General features: G+C 44.4%; 21 protein-coding genes. 1 reads left to right on the top strand and 20 read right to left on the bottom strand.

The features are described 5' to 3' along the window. Window positions 1–29: 29 nt before the first annotated feature. Complete coding sequence (locus tag T491_RS0110355) at window positions 30–482, top strand: nucleoside deaminase (RefSeq protein ID WP_028903822.1); 453 nt, start codon at window positions 30–32, stop codon at window positions 480–482. On the opposite strand, the gene T491_RS0110360 is transcribed toward T491_RS0110355, so the two are convergent. The 20 genes from T491_RS0110360 to T491_RS18110 all read right to left on the bottom strand — a co-directional run. Then, window positions 479–2,251 (bottom strand): ATP-dependent RecD-like DNA helicase, encoded by a 1,773-nt coding sequence (locus T491_RS0110360; protein ID WP_028903823.1) that lies wholly within the window; start codon window positions 2,249–2,251, stop codon window positions 479–481. The two genes, T491_RS0110355 and T491_RS0110360, sit on opposite strands and share 4 nt — an antisense overlap. After that, window positions 2,251–4,743 carry a transglycosylase domain-containing protein gene (locus T491_RS16300; RefSeq protein WP_081773340.1) on the bottom strand — a complete coding sequence of 831 codons (2,493 nt, stop codon included), beginning with the start codon at window positions 4,741–4,743 and terminating at the stop codon, window positions 2,251–2,253. The genes T491_RS0110360 and T491_RS16300 overlap by 1 nt, the downstream gene beginning before the upstream one ends. Next, window positions 4,724–5,644: a tRNA (adenosine(37)-N6)-dimethylallyltransferase MiaA gene (miaA, locus tag T491_RS0110370; protein ID WP_028903824.1), complete on the bottom strand. Its 921-nt coding sequence runs from the start codon at window positions 5,642–5,644 to the stop codon at window positions 4,724–4,726. The genes T491_RS16300 and miaA overlap by 20 nt, the downstream gene beginning before the upstream one ends. Continuing rightward, window positions 5,631–6,404 (bottom strand): acyl-ACP--UDP-N-acetylglucosamine O-acyltransferase, encoded by a 774-nt coding sequence (gene lpxA / locus T491_RS0110375; RefSeq protein ID WP_028903825.1) that lies wholly within the window; start codon window positions 6,402–6,404, stop codon window positions 5,631–5,633. Before lpxA ends, miaA begins: the two co-directional genes overlap by 14 nt. 50 nt (window positions 6,405–6,454) lie before the next feature. Next, complete coding sequence (locus T491_RS0110380) at window positions 6,455–7,837, bottom strand: bifunctional UDP-3-O-[3-hydroxymyristoyl] N-acetylglucosamine deacetylase/3-hydroxyacyl-ACP dehydratase (RefSeq protein ID WP_028903826.1); 1,383 nt, start codon at window positions 7,835–7,837, stop codon at window positions 6,455–6,457. Window positions 7,838–7,874: 37 nt separating this feature from the next. Further along, window positions 7,875–8,918, bottom strand: coding sequence for a UDP-3-O-(3-hydroxymyristoyl)glucosamine N-acyltransferase (gene lpxD / locus T491_RS0110385; protein ID WP_028903827.1), 1,044 nt, complete (start codon window positions 8,916–8,918; stop codon window positions 7,875–7,877). A gap of 39 nt (window positions 8,919–8,957) precedes the next feature. Beyond that, window positions 8,958–10,187, bottom strand: a complete 1,230-nt coding sequence (locus T491_RS0110390) for an HD domain-containing protein (RefSeq protein ID WP_028903828.1) — start codon at window positions 10,185–10,187, stop codon at window positions 8,958–8,960. A 33-nt stretch (window positions 10,188–10,220) separates the two neighbouring features. Continuing rightward, window positions 10,221–11,084 carry an orotidine-5'-phosphate decarboxylase gene (gene pyrF, locus T491_RS0110395; protein ID WP_028903829.1) on the bottom strand — a complete coding sequence of 288 codons (864 nt, stop codon included), beginning with the start codon at window positions 11,082–11,084 and terminating at the stop codon, window positions 10,221–10,223. Window positions 11,085–11,113: 29 nt separating this feature from the next. Next, complete coding sequence (gene prfA, locus T491_RS0110400) at window positions 11,114–12,229, bottom strand: peptide chain release factor 1 (RefSeq protein WP_028903830.1); 1,116 nt, start codon at window positions 12,227–12,229, stop codon at window positions 11,114–11,116. Window positions 12,230–12,751: 522 nt separating this feature from the next. After that, a complete protein-coding gene (locus T491_RS0110410) occupies window positions 12,752–12,982 on the bottom strand; it encodes a hypothetical protein (protein ID WP_028903832.1) in 231 nt (76 codons plus the stop codon). 165 nt (window positions 12,983–13,147) lie between these two features. Further along, the gene (locus T491_RS0110415; RefSeq protein WP_028903833.1) at window positions 13,148–13,609 is read right to left on the bottom strand and encodes a hypothetical protein; all 462 of its coding nucleotides are present in this window, start codon (window positions 13,607–13,609) and stop codon (window positions 13,148–13,150) included. A 340-nt stretch (window positions 13,610–13,949) separates the two neighbouring features. Further along, window positions 13,950–14,372 carry a hypothetical protein gene (locus T491_RS0110420; protein ID WP_155950104.1) on the bottom strand — a complete coding sequence of 141 codons (423 nt, stop codon included), beginning with the start codon at window positions 14,370–14,372 and terminating at the stop codon, window positions 13,950–13,952. Continuing rightward, window positions 14,369–15,031 carry a hypothetical protein gene (locus T491_RS0110425; RefSeq protein ID WP_155950105.1) on the bottom strand — a complete coding sequence of 221 codons (663 nt, stop codon included), beginning with the start codon at window positions 15,029–15,031 and terminating at the stop codon, window positions 14,369–14,371. Before T491_RS0110425 ends, T491_RS0110420 begins: the two co-directional genes overlap by 4 nt. A 29-nt stretch (window positions 15,032–15,060) precedes the next feature. Then, window positions 15,061–15,804, bottom strand: coding sequence for a hypothetical protein (locus T491_RS0110430; RefSeq protein WP_028903836.1), 744 nt, complete (start codon window positions 15,802–15,804; stop codon window positions 15,061–15,063). Between the two features lie 121 nt (window positions 15,805–15,925). Beyond that, window positions 15,926–17,029, bottom strand: coding sequence for an energy transducer TonB (locus tag T491_RS0110435; protein WP_081773341.1), 1,104 nt, complete (start codon window positions 17,027–17,029; stop codon window positions 15,926–15,928). A gap of 161 nt (window positions 17,030–17,190) precedes the next feature. Beyond that, window positions 17,191–17,556 carry a hypothetical protein gene (locus tag T491_RS0110440; RefSeq protein WP_155950106.1) on the bottom strand — a complete coding sequence of 122 codons (366 nt, stop codon included), beginning with the start codon at window positions 17,554–17,556 and terminating at the stop codon, window positions 17,191–17,193. A 111-nt stretch (window positions 17,557–17,667) separates the two neighbouring features. Beyond that, entirely contained in the window at window positions 17,668–17,868 is a 201-nt protein-coding gene (locus T491_RS0110445; RefSeq protein WP_028903839.1) for a hypothetical protein, read from the bottom strand. Continuing rightward, a complete protein-coding gene (locus tag T491_RS0110450) occupies window positions 17,865–18,560 on the bottom strand; it encodes an RHS repeat domain-containing protein (protein WP_028903840.1) in 696 nt (231 codons plus the stop codon). The genes T491_RS0110445 and T491_RS0110450 overlap by 4 nt, the downstream gene beginning before the upstream one ends. A gap of 145 nt (window positions 18,561–18,705) precedes the next feature. Then, window positions 18,706–19,146: a hypothetical protein gene (locus T491_RS0110455; protein WP_028903841.1), complete on the bottom strand. Its 441-nt coding sequence runs from the start codon at window positions 19,144–19,146 to the stop codon at window positions 18,706–18,708. Window positions 19,147–19,391: 245 nt separating this feature from the next. Beyond that, window positions 19,392–19,617, bottom strand: a 226-nt coding sequence (locus tag T491_RS18110) for a hypothetical protein (RefSeq protein ID WP_028903842.1), incomplete at its 5' end; no start/stop codon positions are given.

The following is a 19,617-nucleotide window of genomic DNA, read 5'->3' on the forward strand; positions in this document are numbered from 1 at the left end:
AGTTAAGAAAAAAATCGTAATTTTGCAACATGATTACAGAAGAACAGCAAAAAAAAGACGAGCGGTATATGCAAATGGCCCTTGATGAGGCTCATGAAGCGTTGCAAGCGGGCGAAATACCTATTGGTGCAGTTGTGGTTTGCAAGGACCGCGTCATATCTCGTGCGCATAATCTGACTGAGACATTGTGCGACGTTACTGCTCATGCAGAGATGCAGGCTATTACAGCAGCGGCCAACACCTTAGGTGGCAAATACTTGACTGATTGTACGCTTTACGTTACGGTAGAACCTTGTACGATGTGTGCTGGTGCTATAGGCTGGGCGCAGATTCCGCGTATAGTATATGGCACTTCTGACGAGAAGCGTGGCTACCATGATCTGGCTCCCAGGGCTTTTCATCCTAAAGCAACAGTAACCAGCGGTATTCTCGAAGCAGAGTGCCGGCAGCTGATGCAGGATTTCTTTAAATCCAAGCGTTAGTTGTTTTTCTGTAGTTTATTTAATCTTCGTTGCGCATCGCCGGCTTCTGGATATAGTTCCAGAGCCTTCTGGTAGTTGCGGATAGCAGCATCGAGCATGTGTTCGCGTTCGCATTCGCGTCCCATGATGGTGTATTCGGCTGCCAGGCGTTTCAGCAGGTTATTCTTGGCATTGAGCTCTTCCCTCAGCTTGGCTATCTCGGTCTCGTGGCGTGACTGTATTTCGATGATGGCCCGTTTCTGCCGATTGATAATCTCCAGTTTCCTCTGGATATATCTCTTGATATGTGGTTTCTCGATATCATAGCGCGAATGGATGGCTTTGAAGAAGTTGTCGAGAAACTTGCCGAACTCGCCTTTGTCGAACGCCCTGATGGCATCACGGTATTCACGGTCGGCCTTGCCTTCCTGAAGGGCTTGGTTGATGGTTTGCGGGTCGTTATACTGGTTGGCGAATCTCACTACTTCGGCCCTGACGAAGATATCGCTTTGACGCAGTGGCGCTTTTAGCGTGATACCTTCGAGCGATGTGCATCGTGAGAGGGCAACATAAGTCTGACCACCGGCAAAGGCGCCTCCACCACCGAAATCGATTGATACCTGTTGGAAGGTGAGACCCTGGCTCTTGTGAACAGTTATGGCCCAAGCCAGTCGGATAGGGAACTGGGTATAGGTGCCCAATAGTTCCTCTTCGATTTTCTGTTCCTTCTCGTTGAAGGTATAGCGCATGTTCTCCCAGATGTCGCGCTCTACATCGTATTCTAATCCCGACTCAGTGATGATGCCGATGATGCCCTCTTCTTCGTCGATGTATTCGATGGTGCCCAGTGTGCCGTTGACCCAGCGCTTCTCTTTGTCGTTCTTGATAAAGATAATCTGTGCCCCAGGTTTCAGTTGCAGTTCCATGGGGGTAGGGAGTGACGACTCAGGGAAGTTGCCCTTAATCACCCCCTTAAACATGCTGATATCGCCATCGAGGGCAGCGAGTTTCTGCTCGTTGATGAAATCCACCGTATCGCGGCGGGCAGCCAGCGTGATGGATAGTTGGGTGTGTGGTGTTGGGTGTGTGGTGCTGGATGCTACGCGGGTGTTGAGGGCGCTCAGGTCGCCAGGCGTAGCGGTGTTGTTACGGATACGATCGAGGATGGCTATGAATTTATCGTCTGTCTGGCGATACACTTTTCGCAGCTCTATCGAAACAATCGGCATAACCTGCCACACTTTCGCATTGAAGAAATACGGCGATGGATAAAAAGGCTGTAATAGTTGACGGTCCTCGTCCTTGAGTACGGGTTCCAGCTGGTAGATGTCGCCAACCAGCAGCAGTTGTTTGCCGCCAAAAGGCTCTGGGTTGCGCGTATAGGCGCGCAGTACCTTATCAATAAAGTCGATGATGTCAGCCCTGACCATCGAAATCTCGTCGATGATGATCAGTTCAACCTCGCGTATCAGCTTGCGTTGGGCTCCGGTATATTTCAGGGTTTCCTTCAGGTGTCGCCAGTCATATTGCGTGTCGTTGGGCAATAGCGGATGAAAGGGTAGCTTGAAGAAACTGTGCAATGTAGAGCCGCCGGCATTGATGGCAGCGATGCCTGTTGGTGCCAGGATCACATGTTTCTTTTTGGTGTTTTGGGATATGTAGCGCAGAAAGGTGGATTTACCAGTGCCCGCTTTTCCGGTCAGGAAAAGCGAGCGCCGTGTATAGTTGATGATCTGGAGAGCGTCTTGCCACTCTTTGTTGTCCAGATCAAGTTGCTGTTCTGCGTGCATTAGTCTTTTTTCTCTGTAGCTTCGCCGTTATTGTTGGGTGTTGGTGTCTGGTTGGCATTCTCGTTGTCGCCCTCGAGCGGCTTCTGGGTGCCATCGCCCTGAACCTCTATCAGTTCTTCGCCATCGGCCATTCTCAGTGAGTCGACGCCAATGGAATCAGAATCTGAAGGTAGAGCGAGATAACCGCCGCAACCATACATGGCTTGATTGAGGTCAGCATCGCGTGGTGCAGCAAACTTAGCACGATACTTCTTGAAGGCAGGATCCTTCAGTACGCTACCTAAGAAGTAGCCGCAGATGGGTAGCGCTGTGCGGTTACCCTGACCCAACATACCTGTGCGGAAGTGGATACAGCGATACTCACCACCAACCCATGCACCGCAAACCAGATTAGGTGTGGTGCCGATGAACCAGGCATCAGAGTGGTTGTTGGAGGTTCCTGTCTTACCACCGAAGTCGGTATCTGTGATATCGTAGCCTACGAAACCTCTCAATCGCGAACTGGTACCGCTCATTCCGCCCATCAGCAGTTGCTGTACCAGGAAGGCGCTACGATAGGGGATGGCCTGTTTGCCATCGGTAGGTGCTTCGTAGATCACGTTACCGTCGCGGTCCTCAATCCTGCTGACCAAGACGGGATCATGCTGAACACCATCGCTGCAAGGTGTGCAGTAGGCACTCACCATCTCCAGCAGGTTCACGTCGCTCGAACCTAATGCCAAGGCTGGGGTAGCATCGAGCTTACTCTTGATCCCCATGTCGTGGGCAGTCTTTACGATGTTGTCGATACCGCACTCCTGACCCAGACGAACGGCTACCGAGTTGATACTCATAGCGAAAGCCTGCTTCAGGGTGATATCCGAGTTGGTAAAGCGTCCGTCAGCATTCGTTGGTGCCCATGTCACCTCCTCGCCGTGATCCATGACCTTCATCGAGAAGTACTCGTCCTTACGGGTGTCACAAGGCGTGATGCCCTGATTCATGGCCTCAGTATAAACGAACAGCTTGAAGGTAGAACCAGGCTGGCGCATAGCGGTCACCTTATCATACTTCCAGGTCTTGAAGTCTATATCGCCCACCCATGCCTTTACGTGCCCGGTCTGAGGCTCGATGGCCACAAATCCGCAGTGCATAAAGCGCTCCATATAGCGTAGTGAGTCGAGGGTTGAAATCTCTTTCTCGATATAGCCCTTCTCATAGTCGAATAACTTGACTGTATGAGGGAGGTTCAGATAGTAATCGATAGAGTCCTGATTACCATCGAACTTGCGATTCAGATATTTATAATAAGGTGTCTTCTTGGCCAGGTCCTCAATGAAGTGAGGAATCTCTACATGGCGCTCATCCTGCCAGGGATTGGTTGATCCCCAGTGGGCGTTGAAGGATTTCTGCACTTGCTGCATCTGCTTGACAGCTGCCTCTTCGGCATATTTCTGCATGCGGGTGTCAAGTGTTGTGTAAATCTTCAAACCCTCGGTATAGTATGCGTATTTTTTGTTTTCACCATAATAGTTGGCACACCAGTCCTTCATAAAGTCGGCTACAGCCTCTCGGAAATAGTTGGCCTCACCGTCGTAGGCGTTCTCCACGCTGTAGTCAAGTTTAATCTCCAACTGCTTCAGTGAGTCGCATTCTTCCTTTGTCAGGTCGCCATGCTTCTGCATCAGGTCGAGAACGATGTTGCGTCGCTTCAGCGAGTTCTTGGGGTTGATGAGCGGGTTATAATAGGTGGTAGCCTTCAGCATACCTACCAGAACAGCGGCCTGCTCAGTGGTGAGCTGCTTGGGTGAGCAACCAAAGTAAGTCTTACATGCGGTCTTGATACCAAAGGCGTTCGAACCGAAATCGACGGTATTGGCATACTGGGTCAGAATCTCATTCTTGGTGAAAAACAGTTCCAGTTTGTAGGCGGTAATCCATTCCTTGCTCTTCAGGATCAACATCTTGATACCAGGGATATTGCCTAACAAGCCTGTAGAGTATTCAGAACGTGTTCGGAACAGGTTCTTGGCCAACTGCTGTGTGATGGTCGATGCACCACGCGCGTCGTGATGTAAAGCATAATCTTTCAGAGCGGCTGCAAATGCCTGATAATCAATACCATGATGACTGTAGAAACGCTCGTCCTCAGTGTCGATCAGCGCCTTCCAGAACGCAGGATTTACATCCTCGTAGCCGACAGGTGTACGGTTCTCGCTGAAGAATTTTCCTATCTGCTTGCCATCGGCACTATAGATCATTGACGCTTCTGCCGGACGTTTGTTCTTGATCGTCGACATGGATGGCGACTTACCGAACAACCACAGGAAGTTGATATCTACAGCACCCAAGTAGAGGAAAAAGGCTACGATGAGTGATGCGATGGTCACCAAGGTCTTGATATACCATGCGCGTCCCTGATACAATCCTTTGTACCACGGCCAGAGGCCCTTGATTTTCTGCAGGGCCATGTTCAGCATGCCCATGTATTTGTTAGATGTTTCGTTGCTCATAGTCTTGAGATATGTAACTGATTATTTGTTCTTTTTCGTTTGGGTGAAACCACCTTATCTGTTCATCTTTCTTATACCATGTTAGTTGTTTGCGGGCGTATCTGCGTGTGTTGCCCTTGATGCGTTCCACCGCTTCTTCGAGTGACCATGTTCCGTCCAGATAGGCAAACATCTCTTTGTATCCTACGGTGTTCAGCGCATTCATCTGTCGCATGGGGTAAAGGCTTTTGGCTTCTTCCAGCAGCCCTTCGGCCATCATCTCATCTACACGGTGATTGATGCGGTTGTAGAGCTCCTCGCGCTCTCGGTTCAGTCCGATCTTCACGATATGGAAGGGGCGTTGCTTTGTTTCACGCTTGCGGAACGAGGTATAGGTCTTACCTGTCATCAGGCAGATCTCTAATCCATGCACCACGCGGCGTGGGTTTTGTTTGTCTACGATGTCGTAGTATTCTGGGTCGAGAACCTTCAGTTCTGCTACTAAGGCTTCAAGTCCTTCGTCGGCCAGTCGGCGTTTCAGCGTCTCGCGTGTCACATCGTCAACGGTAGGGATATCGTCAATACCATTACATACCGCATCGATGTACATCATACTGCCACCAGCCATCAGGGCGAAGTCATGTTCACGGAATTCCTGTTCCAGAATCTCTAGTGTCTGTTGTTCAAAGAGCGAAGCACTATAATAGTCGTTCAATGAGAGCGAGCCCACAAAGTAATGTTTTACTTGTGTGAGCTGCTCAGCTGTTGGACTTGCCGTGCCAATCTTCAGTTCCTTATATATCTGCCTTGAATCGGCATTGATGATAGGGATGCCAAAGTGCTGGGCTATATCGAGGCATAAGGCTGTCTTACCTACTGCCGTCGGCCCTGTGATGACGATGAGCGTCTTAGCGGATGACACCTCTTTTTGAACTTTCGATGAACGAGCAGATGTATTCTACCTCCTTGCAGTCGGGGTACTTGGCGCGTGCTTCGGCCACGCCTTCCTTCATCACACCCTTTGAGTAGATGATGCGGTAGGCATCGTGGATGGCCTCGATGGTCTCGTTAGAGAAACCACGACGACGCAGACCGATCAGGTTCACACCAGCATAGCGGATAGGCTCCTTACCAGCAATCACGTAGGGAGGAATGTCCTGACTGGTACGGCTACCACCCTGGAACATGATATAACCGCCCACGTGCAGGAACTGGTGGAACAGGCAGCAGGCAGAGATGATAGCGTTATCATCAACTACAACCTCGCCGGCAAATTTGGTAGAGTTGCCGATAATGCAACCGTTACCAATCTCACAGTCGTGTCCGATATGCATATTCTCCATCAGCAGGTTGTTGTTACCCACAGTGGTCTTACCCTTTGAGGCAGTACCACGGCTGATGGTGACGTTTTCGCGGATAGAGTTGTTATTGCCGATCTCGCAGGTGGTCTCTTCGCCCTGGAACTTCAGGTCCTGAGGCTTGGTAGAGATTGAAGCACCTGGGAAAATCTCGTTGTTGCTACCCAGACGGGTACCAAAGTGTAGTGTTACGCTGTTATACAGCTTGTTGTTGTCGCCGATTACTACGTTCTTGTCGATCACGCAGAAAGGGCCGATAATATTATTGTCGCCCAGTTTTGCCTCGGGGTCGACAATAGCCATTGGATGTATCTGATTTGCCATATTCTTCTTTGAACTTTGAACTTTGAACTTTGATCTTTGAACTTTGAACTTTACTTATTCTTTACGATCTGGGCGGTGAAGGTGGCCTCGCTTACTACGTGGTCGCCCACGAATACGTAGCCCTTCATCGAAGAGATACCATGACGTACGGGAGCCAGCAGTTCTACCTTGAAGATCAGGGTGTCACCAGGAACCACCTTCTGACGGAACTTCACATCGTCAATCTTCATGAAGTAGGTGCTCCAGCGCTCGGGCTCCTCCAGTGTGTTCAGTACCAGCAGTCCGCCGCACTGTGCCATTGCCTCAATCTGCAGTACGCCTGGCATAACGGGCTCCTGTGGGAAGTGGCCCTGGAAGAAAGGCTCGTTAGAGGTGATGTTCTTGATACCTACGATAGTGGTTGCACCCAGCTCTACTACCTTATCTACCAACTGCATGGGGTAGCGGTGGGGCAGCAGTTCGCGAATACGGTTCACGTCCATGATGGGCTCCTCGTTGGGATCATAGATGGGCGCCTGAATCTCGTGCTTGCGAATCTCCTTACGCATCTGGCGTGCAAACTTGTTGTTGATAGTATGACCAGGACGTGTAGCGATGATACGACCTTTGATGGGCTTACCGATCAGCGCCATATCGCCGATGATGTCGAGCAGCTTGTGGCGTGTACACTCATTCTCCCACTGCAGAGGCTTGTGCTGGATATAGCCCAGGTCGGTAGCGTCGCGATGCTCAACATGCAGCATGTCGGCCAGCATGTCCAGACGCTCCTGTGTGGTTTGACGCTCGTAGATAACGATAGCGTTGTCCAGGTCGCCGCCCTTGATCAGGTTGGCCTGCAACAGGGGCTCAATGTCGCGTACGAATACAAAAGTACGTGCGCTGGCAATCTCGGTGGCATATTTCTTTGGATCATCGAGTGTAGCAAACTGCGAGTTGATGAATTTGCTCTCGAACGAGCACATAGCGGTGATGGTGAAAGCATCATCGGGCAGGATAGTGATGCACGATCCTGTCTGCTCATCCTTGATCTCAATCTTCTTGCGAATCACATAGTAGTCCTTGGGGGCGTTCTGCTCCTCAATACCTATCTCCTGGATCTTGTTCACATAGAGAATGGCTGAACCGTCGAGAATAGGGAACTCAGGACCGTTGACCTGGATCAGACAGTTGTCGATGCCTAAGGCATAGAGTGCTGAGAGACCGTGCTCTACGGTTGATACGCGTGCGTCGCCCTTGGCCAGCACAGTACCGCGCTGTGTGTCGATCACGTTCTCGGCGATAGCGTCGATGATAGGCTGTCCTTCGAGGTCGATACGCTGAATCTTGTAACCAGTATTCTCTGGTGCGGGGTTGAATGTAACAGTCAGGTTCAAACCTGTATGCAGTCCTTTTCCGAACAACGAAAAACTGCCTTTCAGTGTTTTCTGTTTCATCGTATAATTTATAATTTGACGATTTACAATTTACAATTTATTTCTCGATTTGGGCCTTCAGGGCGTCGATTTCGCGCTGCAGGGCTGCCACCTGGCGATACATGTCAGGGAGCTTGGCATCGATGGCACGTGCCTTGAAGTACATCTTGGGATTAACGGCGGGCGAACCGATAAGCTGCTCACCATTACCCTTGGTGTTGCTGATCACACCGCACTGGGCACCTACGAAGGTCTTGTCGGCCACCTGGATGTGACCTGCAAAACCAGCCTGACCGCCGACCATACACCAGGCGCCAATCTTGGTCGAACCAGCCAGTCCTACCTGAGCGCTCATCACGGTGTTCTCGCCAATCTCACAGTTATGGGCTACCTGAATCAGGTTGTCCAGCTTCACACCCTTGTGGATAACGGTCTGTCCCATCGTAGAACGGTCGATACAGGTATTGGCACCAATCTCTACGTTGTCCTCGATAACTACGATACCAATCTGTGGAATCTTGTCGTAGCCCTCGGTGTTAGGTGCAAATCCGAATCCGTCGGCACCTACCACGCTGCCAGCGTGTATTGTCACGTTATTTCCAATCTTACATCCCTGATAGATGGTTACGTGAGGGTAGAACAGACATTTTTCGCCTACCTGCACGCCATCACCAATCACGGTGTGGGGATAAATCTGTGTGCCGTTGCCTACAACAGCACCGTCGCCAATCACAGCAAAGGCACCGATATACACGTTCTCGCCAATCTTGGCTTTAGGCGAGATAGATGCCAATGGGTCGATACCGGTCTTGGCAGGTTTCATCGACTCGTAGAACTGCAACAGCTTGGCCACGCACTCATAGGCGTTTTTTACGCGGATGAGTGTGCAACTAACTGGTTTATCAAGCTCTACGTCCTCGTTGATGAGTACTACACTCGACTTGGTGTCGTAAATATAATGCGTATATTTGGGGTTTGAAAGGAATGAAATGGCTCCTTCAACGCCCTCTTCAATCTTAGCAAAAGTGCGGACGGCTGCATTCTCATTGCCTTCCACTCTTCCCTGAATCAGTTCTGCAATTTGTTTGGCTGTAAACTCCATAATTTGCAATTATTAATTTTAATATCCGTGCAAAGATAACTATTTTTCTTCAAATCTTTGATAACAAAGATAATATTTTCGTATTTTTTTTGATAGTAACTGAACATTTAGCAATTCCGAGGCTTCAGAAATGTCTCTGATCTCGCCGTTTTTGTAAAGTATTTGTATCTTGTCATCGTCTACGTTGTACATATCCTTCTGGATGGTGTTCAGGCTCATCAGATAGTGGGCGTCTTCGTAGGCGATATCCATCTTTTCGGCGATGGTATGTTTCAGTTCGTCCAAGCGTTCGGGCGTAGGCTTATCCTCCAGTACTTCGACCTTGAAGATATGACGGTCCAGCATGTCGGTGGCCAGTGTGGCGAGGATCTTGTCGCTGTGGTGCTTCCAGGCCTTCATGGCGCTCCAGATGTCGCTGTCGTCCAGTTCGCTGTAGTACTGCAGCGCCTCGGGGTGCGATGCGAACCATTTGGCGTCGATATCGTTCTCCAGGAAATAGAGTAGGGCAGGCGATGCAAACACCTGCTGACCGTTTCGGATCAGCCACTTGGCGCGGTTCAGCATATTGACTAATACCTTCTCGTAGGCCACGCATGTGCGGTGCAGATATACCTGCCAGTACATCAACCGACGGGTGGTCAGGTAGTTCTCCAGCGAGTAGATACCTTTCTGTTCTACTACAAGTGAGTCGTCTACCACGTTGAGCATCTTGATGATACGTGCGCTGCCGATGTTACCCTCGGTCACACCGGTATAGAACGAGTCGCGGCGCAGGTAGTCCAGTCGGTCCATATCCAACTGACTCGAAATCAGCTGGTGCAGGAAGTTCTTCGGATACTCGCCTTTGAAGATAGAGATGGCCAGATTTAGCTGTCCATTCATCGAGCGGTTGATCTCTTCCATCATCATCAGTGATATCTCCTCATGACTGATACCGCTAATCAGCGTGTTCTCCAGTACGTGCGAAAAGGGACCGTGCCCGATATCGTGCATCAGGATGGCTGCTTGTACGGCTTCGGCTTCCGAATCGAAGATGAAGTTGCCTTTCTGCTGTAAGTTCAGAATGGCCTCGCTCATCAGGTGGAAAGCACCTAAGGAGTGCTGGAATCGCGTATGCCTGGCCCCAGGATACACCACAGAGGCCAACCCCAACTGATTGATGCGGTTCAGCCTCTGAAATAAGGGGTGCTCTACAATCCCGTAGAGTATGCCTTGTGGTATTTTGATAAACCCGAATACCGGGTCGTTAATGATCTTAACCTCGCCCACAAACTTGGAACTTTGAAGTTTGAACTTTGATCTTTAGCAGATGCCGGCATCTGCCAGGATCTTGGCCATCTGCTGCTGCAGCTCCTCGGCCTTCTGTCCGGCAACCTCGGCAAAGTCTTTCTCGTTCGAGGCGTAGATGATGCCGCGAGATGAGTTGACCAGCAGACCGCAGTCCTTAATCATGCCGTACTTGCAAACCTCCTCTAAGCTACCGCCCTGAGCACCAACGCCAGGAACCAGCAGGAAGTGGTTAGGAGCCAGCTTACGGATGTCCTCAAACATCTGTCCCTGTGTGGCACCAACTACGTACATCATGTTCTCGTCGTTGCCCCATTCCTGACTCTTCTTCAGTACCTTTTCAAACAGGCGCTCGCCATTCTCGTCCTTCATCAACTGGAAGTCGTGGCTGCCTTTATTGCTGGTAAGAGCCAGCAGTACCACCCATTTGCCGTCGTAGCCCAGGAACGGTGTTACGCTATCTTCGCCCATATAAGGGGCAACGGTCAGCGCATCTACGTTGTACTGCTCAAAGAAAGTCTTGGCGTACATCTTCGATGTGTTACCGATATCGCCGCGCTTGGCATCGGCTATAATCAGGTGTTGGGGATAGTTCTCCTGCAGATATTCGATAATACCCTCGAAAGCAGCCATACCTTCAATGCCGTAAGCCTCGTAGAAGGCCAGGTTAGGCTTGTAGGCCACGCAGTAGGGGGCTGTAGCATCGATAATGCGGGTGCTAAACTCAAACAGCATGCCGAAGATCATCTCCTCCTCTTCATACTCTTTCTTTACAATCTCCTTCAGGCCTTTGGGCATCTTGTCCAGGTCTGTGTCCAGTCCCACGCACAGAAAGCTCTGCTTCTCGCGAATCTGTTCAATCAGTTCTTTTCTGGTCATATCTGATTTAATGTTTAATGTTCAATGAATCAAAGTTCGTTCTCCTTCATACGCTCGGCATTCTCGGCAACGGTCAGCGCATCGATCATGGCCTGAATATCGCCGCCCAGGAATCCTTGCAAATCATGAGTGGTATAGCCGATACGGTGATCGGTCACGCGGCCCTGTGGGAAGTTGTAGGTGCGGATCTTGGCCGAACGGTCGCCAGTAGAAACCAGGCTCTTACGGCGGTTGGCGATATCATCTACGTACTTCTGGTGCTCCTTATCATAAATAAAGGTGTACAAGCGAGAGAGCGCACGCTCCTTGTTCTTAGGCTGGTCGCGGGTCTCGGTACACTCAATCAGGATTTCCTCGGTCTCACCCGTGTTGGGGTTCTTCCACATGTAACGCAGGCGTACACCCGATTCAACCTTGTTTACGTTCTGACCACCGGCACCCGAACTACGGAAGGTATCCCACTTGATTTCGCCTTCGTTTACGTGTACCTCAAACTTATCAGCTTCGGGCAGCACGGCCACGGTGGCAGCACTCGTCTGCATACGTCCGTTACTCTCGGTCACTGGCACACGCTGCACGCGGTGCACACCACTCTCGTACTTCAGTGTGCCGTAAACATCGGCTCCTGATACAGAGAAGTCAATCTCCTTGAAACCGCCTACGGCGCCTTCGGATACGTAGGTGATAGCAACCTGCCAGCCCTTCGACTCGCAGAAGTTCTTGTACATCTTGAATAGGTCGCCGGCAAACAGGGCAGCCTCATCGCCACCTGTTCCTGCGCGGATTTCCATTTCTACGTTCTTGGCATCCTCGGGATCCTTCGGAATGAGGGCAATCTTGATTTCCTCCTCTAACTGTGGCTGCAATTCCTCGTTGATAGCCAGCTCTTCGCGTGCCATCTCCTTCATCTCGGGGTCACTCTCGTTAGCCAGTATATCCTTAGCCTCCTTGATGCCGTTCAAGCATGCAATATAACGTTTGCGGGCATCCATGATATCGCCCAGGTCTTTGTATTCCTTTGTCAGTTTTACGAATCGCTGCTGGTCGGCAATCACGGCGGGATCGGTAATCAAGGTTGAAACCTCTTCGAATCGTGCCTCCAGTCCGTCCAGTTTCTGTAGAATGCTGTTACTTGTTTCTGCCATTTGTTTATATATGTATTATTTTGGGCTGCAAAGTTACGGAAAAAAGCCCGTATATCAAAATATTTTTTCGCTAAAATGCTGTTTTTCTGTTTTTTATGGCTACTTTTGCAATGTGAATCAACAATACAAGGATTGAGTGGCCCATATCTTAGAGAAATAGTGACACATTATTGATCGTTTTTTGGATATCGTAGGGGTGACTGAAAAACCGCGAGTTAATTCAAACGATCAATCGAGCCAGCTCAAATCATCAATCGAATTAACTCAGCATAAAAATCGACCGAATTTACTTAAGTCAGCAACTCTAACAAAAAGTTTTTACGATTATTAGGCAGTTAAACTGACCATAGACCGACATTGCTCCAGATAGTAATAATGGTAGTAATAATTTCAGTTTCATATGCAACATATCACTAATAATTATAATGATTACCTTCTCCGCCCCTGTGAATCCAGAGTTCTGCCCTGTACTTTGCGCCAACATCGAAGCAGAAGCAAACATCAAGAGACTTAATAGCTATCTTAGTTTGTCCATTCAGATTCCTTTCCTTTTTTGAGTGACACCCCATGCCCCCAAGGTTTACTTTTATGATTACGCAACCATCCCCAAGGCTGGAAAAAGCTTTTTCCAGTTTCTCTTGCAATATCTTCTTCGAAATCAGATCCTATTAGAAACAATTTATCGTACTTGACGCCTACAACATCCTGCAAATCAACTATGCGCCAATATGTTGTATCTGTACATGTAGGCATATCTTTCTACATATATTGAGAAAGTTTATTCTCAAATTTTGAGCAACTATATAATAATGGTAGAATTATTAATAATACCATGAATCTATTTTTCAAGTCCATTCTCATTTTTTTGTTTGTATTATTTGAATTGCCTGTTGTAATTGCCAGGGGATGACAGACGCTTTACTTCTTCTTAATAATACTTTTAACTATAATATCTATTTTCTTTCCATTACTCTCCTCATAAAAATCCAAAACTATCTTTTTAGAAAAATCATGTGTAATCAGAACGATTATTCCTTCTGGGTCATCTTCATAATCAAAATCGATATTAAATAAATCTATTGATTCCAAGGGACACAAACCACATTCACTACCATGTGTTAACCAAATATACAAAGGATTATTACCAAAAATATCCTTTATCATTCCCCATTCTTCTTTTTTATCACAAAAATCCAAGGTTCTTTTATTAACAGTTTTGTAAATTAAACTCAAAGGATATATATTATCTGTTTCAACAACAGATAATAACATTGTTGGTTCAACTCCCTTTAAAATGATTCTATTAAGTGTTCTGATATATTTATCAAGATACTTAATCTTGCCAATAAGCTTTCGCTTTTTTTGTTCCAATGTTTCCATTTATTCGTATTCTGCTTTACTTTTTGAATTTCTTAATTTGGGCCTTCCATATTTGTTCATTTCAGGCTTACCATTATCTGTCTTTATACCACCCGCTTCCCAATGAGGCACATCATGTGAGCGATCTTTGGTTTGCTGCTGTACCGATTTTGTCTCAGTCGTTCCATAAGAATCAGATATCTCGCATGTCAGGGGACAGTCCCGTGCCAGAGAGATTCACATGACCATAGACCGACATTGCTCCAGATAGCAATAATGGTAGTAATAATTTCAGTTTCATAAATAATATATCACTAATGGTTGTAATGATCACTCTCACCTCCCTTCAATCCTTTTGCCCTTACGGAATGGGAACTTTTTGTAGTTTCTTCAGCAAATATGCATCAGTCACTTTATACAAAGTATCACCCCAGTGGTATTCGTCTGTCGTGATGATAAGAAAAGTATCATTCACAATGGTCAATTTCCAATTGAGTGAACCCATTTCAATAACAGAATCATTCACCATAGACCATGTTGGAATAGTTTCCACGTCATCTACATCATGGAGATAGAATTTCTTGTCGGCATATCTTTCTTCGAGAGTATACATCCTTCCTTCACGATCAAAATACATGTAGAATTTTGTTTTGACATCAGGATCTGAATGCGCATAATACCAATACTGACAGCTATCGCCAGCTATCAGCCTTGCTTTATCATATCCTTTTGAGCAAGACATGACACAAAACAAAAATAACGATATATATACAATCTGTTTCATCTTACCACGTCTAAATCATAACTATTAACATCACTTCCCGTTCTTCTATAAACAATCTGCATCCCGGTCTTATTAAGACCTTTATTTGCATCGTTTACTAAAGATAGAATATCCATGCAGATAGAATAGGAATCAATGGTATGTACTCGTCTGACATGATCTACCGTATCGTTCTCGGCCAGTACGATAGCCCCCATGGCATCAACCTTAATGGTGGTTACACCTAACTCACGGAAAGGATGATTACCACAATACATGCCTTCGCATCGGAAAGGCATGCTGATAGAGTCGCCATATACAAGCGGGAATCTCTTGGAGATCTTATCATCGACATACGCACGTTTTTCCAACGCCGTTTCACTGCCAAGGAGTACAAGCGTGTCGGGGGTTGTACGATAGTAGCTATTCTTAAAGGTTTCAATGACCGACACCATGCCTGTGCTGTCTTTCATAAACATCACCTGCGAAGACTCCTTAGAGCCCAGCTTTTTGGAAAAGTCCCATACTCTGTTCATCCCGCCTCTGCCGGGCGAGAAGTAGCGGATCTTGCATTTCTGCAAGCTGTCGGCCGATTCTGGCACCATGCCAGACAGATTCACCTGACCATAGACCGGCATCGCTCCAGATAGCAATAATGGTAGTAATAATTTCAGTTTCATTTGTAATATTTCACTAATAGTTATAAATTCTAATCCTTAAAAAAACTACAGAAAAAAAACGTTTCCTTACCATATTCCCCTAAATTGTACTTTTTATATGCCTTATTAATTATATCAATAATATCTTTTTTTGCAGGAGTATAGTCGTATCGTTCTGCCATTATATAAGAATAATACAGTAAATAATCGTATTTATTATCTTTTAGAAGTGTTTTTTTGAGATTGTTATAATCTGTTATAGATCCCATTAAAGAATTTGTTTTAAGTTTAACGAGTGTGTTTACACTTCTCTTTGGCATCCACATCTTTGCATTATCTCTACGCGTATCAAGAGAATTGTATGCATCTGCACATATTTTATTTTTCTGTGCTCCAATTTCAAGATAATGAGTTGCCATCTCTTTCGAATGTTTCCCAATTGTTAGATAACTTAAACAATTGGTTAGGCAACATGCGACTTCATAATATGCAGGCACAATATCAAATTTGTCTGTTGCGATTATTGCATAAAGTAGTATTTCAAATTGTGAATCGGCGTTTCGAAAAAGATAACGTAGATTATTGAATTCGTTATATGATCTTTTCTCCATAAATAAGTTCACATCGTTGATAGTTGGTCGCCTATTTTGAATAACGGCTCTTTTTTCTGTGTCTCCCTGCAGTTTGTGAGTATACAAATCATATTTATCTTCAGGGGTGATATTAGGCCTCTTTTGACCACAAGCTGTGTATATAAATATACAGCAGAAAAAGATAATTAAATAGTATTTCATAATTTACTTAAAATAATTGTTAGTGTTTTGAATCCGTTCCCAATATGATGCATGTCAGGGTTCACTTCAACTTTTGTCCCTTGAATCTATGTAATATCTTTATGAATACATAAACCATGGATTATTTGTAAGATATTGGTATAAGCATTTTATAACGAACAAAATTACCATTAAGTTTTGCTGGCACCCATCTAGGCATTTTTTTAATTATGTATAATGCTTCATTATCATGTATAGAATCAATAGAGCTCTTAACTCCTGCGTTAATAATACGACCATCTTTTTCTATAACTACTTCGAGTATCACTCTATATGGCCTTTTGTCAAGTTTTAAAGAATCACTTATGTTGTTTCTAATGAATTCATAGAATCTACTAGTTCCCCCGGGAAATACTGGCACCTCATCAGCAGCCTCATATATAATATCCGAGTTGTCATGTTGATATCTATTCAAATTGTCAGAAAACTCTCGTATATCCACCCCTTCATATAAATTCGCTTCTTCTATTCCTGGTTGAATTCCCCAAATGCCATAAGCTTTTCTTTCGTAAGAATAAGTATCTTTGTTATTTCTTCCTTCATATGTATATCTTTTATTCTTTTCTATTAATACATATTTATTCACACGTCTGTCATTAGACAATATCAAATTATTGACCATTCTACGTAAATCAGAGAAAACCGAAAAGTTCAGATGCTCTACGTTTCTTATAATATAAAGATTACAATTAGTCTTAATGTATATTTGATGGTATTGTTTACCTGTAATATAACAGGTTTTTACTTCTAGAATTGTATCATTATAGAAGTACCTATCATAAGTCCTAGCTGTCTTTGACAGTTTGTCTTTTGATGGTATATAATGTTCCTTCTTCCACATATCATACTCCATATGGCTATACCAAATATTGTAATTCAACTTAACATATAGACGAACAGAATCTTTCCTATTGGAGCTTAACACCAATATAGAATCTTTATGCCTTTTAACATATACAAAGGGAGAGTGAACAGGTCGTCCTTTACCAGACATAGTGTACTCGTCAAATGTTTGATAACGTTCCGTCAATACAGAATCATTAAACCGAATAATACTTTGGCAGACAACATTCTCTGTTAGCGACACAGAATCATTCATATGACCTAAAGAACGACTATAGTAGTTGTTTTCTTTTCGTGAGCATGCAACTAAAGAAAGGAAAATCATAAAATATAATACTTTCATATTCAGAATTTATAAGGAGATATTATGCCATCTCGTTTAATACCATTATTTTTATCAATAGATACATTTGTCACTATTTTAGAAGAATTTCCATCACTAACAAAGTACTTGGCTGGCGAATATGTCGGAATATAGGGGACTGGTGCCAGGGGGGCACTTCACTATGATTCCCTTTTTATTATAGCTGGGTTTTTAGAAAAAAATAAAATTGCTTTTTTTATTTCTTTAATACTTACTCCTGGTGTGTAATTGAAAAATGAGAAAGTAATTCTCTTTTTTCCAATTACAGATACATCCATTACCAATCCATCCAGTCGCCATTTTCCTAAATGAAAACTGATGCTTTTTATTTGGTTCCATTTTAGCTTCTCATTTGTGTCACTCTGACGAATTAATAGTCCTTCATCATCTATCAAAAGAGTGTAATAATTATTATCTTCTTTAAACGTAAGAAACCTAAATATACTATACAATGGACATAGCGTAATAAGCAACAAGCCAATTAAAGGTTTACCATAAATACTCATATATAGCATATAAATAAAACACGGAATTATGAATACAAATAGGCAAATTGAAATGTAGAATCCCAATTTATATTCATTTTTTTTAGTTAAAACATATGAATCCATAAAATATTATTTTTTATTAAAGACTCCATTTGTAATCCAATCACCAGCTTTAGCATTTATTTGTTGCTGAATATAGTCTGTAGTTTTGAATGCAAAATTAATCTCTGATTTTTCCACTTCTTTTAACGTTTTTATTCTGCGTGCAGTAGCAGAATTAATTGATTGACGAGCACTTTGGCCAGAAATAGCTTTACCTGCTTGTTTCATCTCTGTTTGAACTTCCTTCTTAATTGCTTTTTGAACAATCTCTGAAGAAAACTTCTGCTCAATTTTTTTTCAACCATATTCTTGGTTGTACTAAGCATTTGTGATGTTACGTGGCTCGCTCCTCCACTTATAGCACCTGATATAGTACTTTCCATAACATCTTTTGTCTCTATAGTGCCAGTACCAATATATTGCTCTATACAACTCCCAATTCCTCCTCCACAAGCAGACGTTGCAATTGCTGCTGAAGCATTAGCAAATGGTATAGTCATTACAGCTCCTTCAATGAGTCCTTTCGCAGCAGCTCCTATTATTTCCCGTGTAGATTTGCCTTCAGAATATGCAATACCACCTTCAATTGCAGCACCAACTAATGCTCCAATCAATACCAAGGGGACTTTCCCGTCCTTATCAATATGAATAGCTGGATTATTGTTACAGTATGCATACGGACTAACATTATAGTACTTCTCGCACAGCGGATCGATTCTATCCCATCTTGCAAGTATCGGGTCGTGCTGTCTGGCGCCGTAATCGTAGGTATTCAGGCCGTGCATTTTGTCGAGTTCTTTGCCATTGTGGGTGCCAGGGGACAGGTACGTGGCATCTCCTTTCCGCGAGGGTGGTGGTGCCATGTACCTGTCCCTTGGCACCTCTATCTTCCCTGTCTTTAGCATTAAATTTCCGTTCATAAGTTAGTGGCGGTTTGAGCCTTTTAAGTTAAAAGTAATTGATTTGGGACAAATATACGCACGATTTCTCTATCAGCCAAATAATCATGGCAGAATTTAACAAGATTAACAGTTACTGGGGTGCACTTCATCTCCATCCCCATGATTATCTAAATACCTTTATATTGTCAAACACAAAATCATATTTATCTTTCAATTGCGAACTTACTTTATCATAGATAATATTCAAATGATATGGAAAGATATTTATTTCGCGACAATATTTTAACTTTCCATCTTCTAAATATTTAGCGGTTTCATCTTTTAGTATATTTCCTATCAGACAACTGGAAATTATATCTTTTTTTTCGATTAAAGGTAAAATTACCATAGACCCAACATGAATAGTAATAATACTCGATTCTTGCAAAAAAAAGTAGTCATAAAAAACGCCTTCTTCATACGAGTATTCCTTTATTATGTACTCTCCAGGAAAACTTAATATAATACAATATTCTGAAATTTGTATTGTATCTTGTTGAACTTGAGCATTTGTCTTTAAGCTAAAGCACAAATATATAAAAAATAACATTCTTCTTATCATCATTTTACCCTCTTCTTATTAATATTACGTATAGTCTCATTTACGACTCTATTAATTTGATTATTTAATATCTCATTTGAATCATATCTTATAAGGTCAAAGTATTCCACTCCATTAAACATGTTTCCGCGAGGGTGGTGGTGCCATGTACCTGTCCCCTGGCACCTTGTCCCCTGGCACCTTATTAAAGAAATGGGGTGCGGAGAAAGTGATCGGATTCTCAGTCCCTTTGATCCTTTTATTCAATTCTATCTCCCCAAACCACCAGTTTTAATATCCACCCCTAATATTTTCTGATACTCTTTGGGGATATACTTGTAATCCTTCAGAAGACATAGTGTGTCATCACGAAAAATAATCGTCTCATCATCAATGAATTTAATGGGAAGTTCTCTTCCTGACAATAGAATTGTTGAGTCATTTAAAGGTTTCCAAATGGTAGAAATTATAACATCTGACATCTTAAACTCTCTA

Source organism: Prevotella sp. P6B4, assembly GCF_000619985.1.
GTDB lineage: Bacteria > Bacteroidota > Bacteroidia > Bacteroidales > Bacteroidaceae > Prevotella.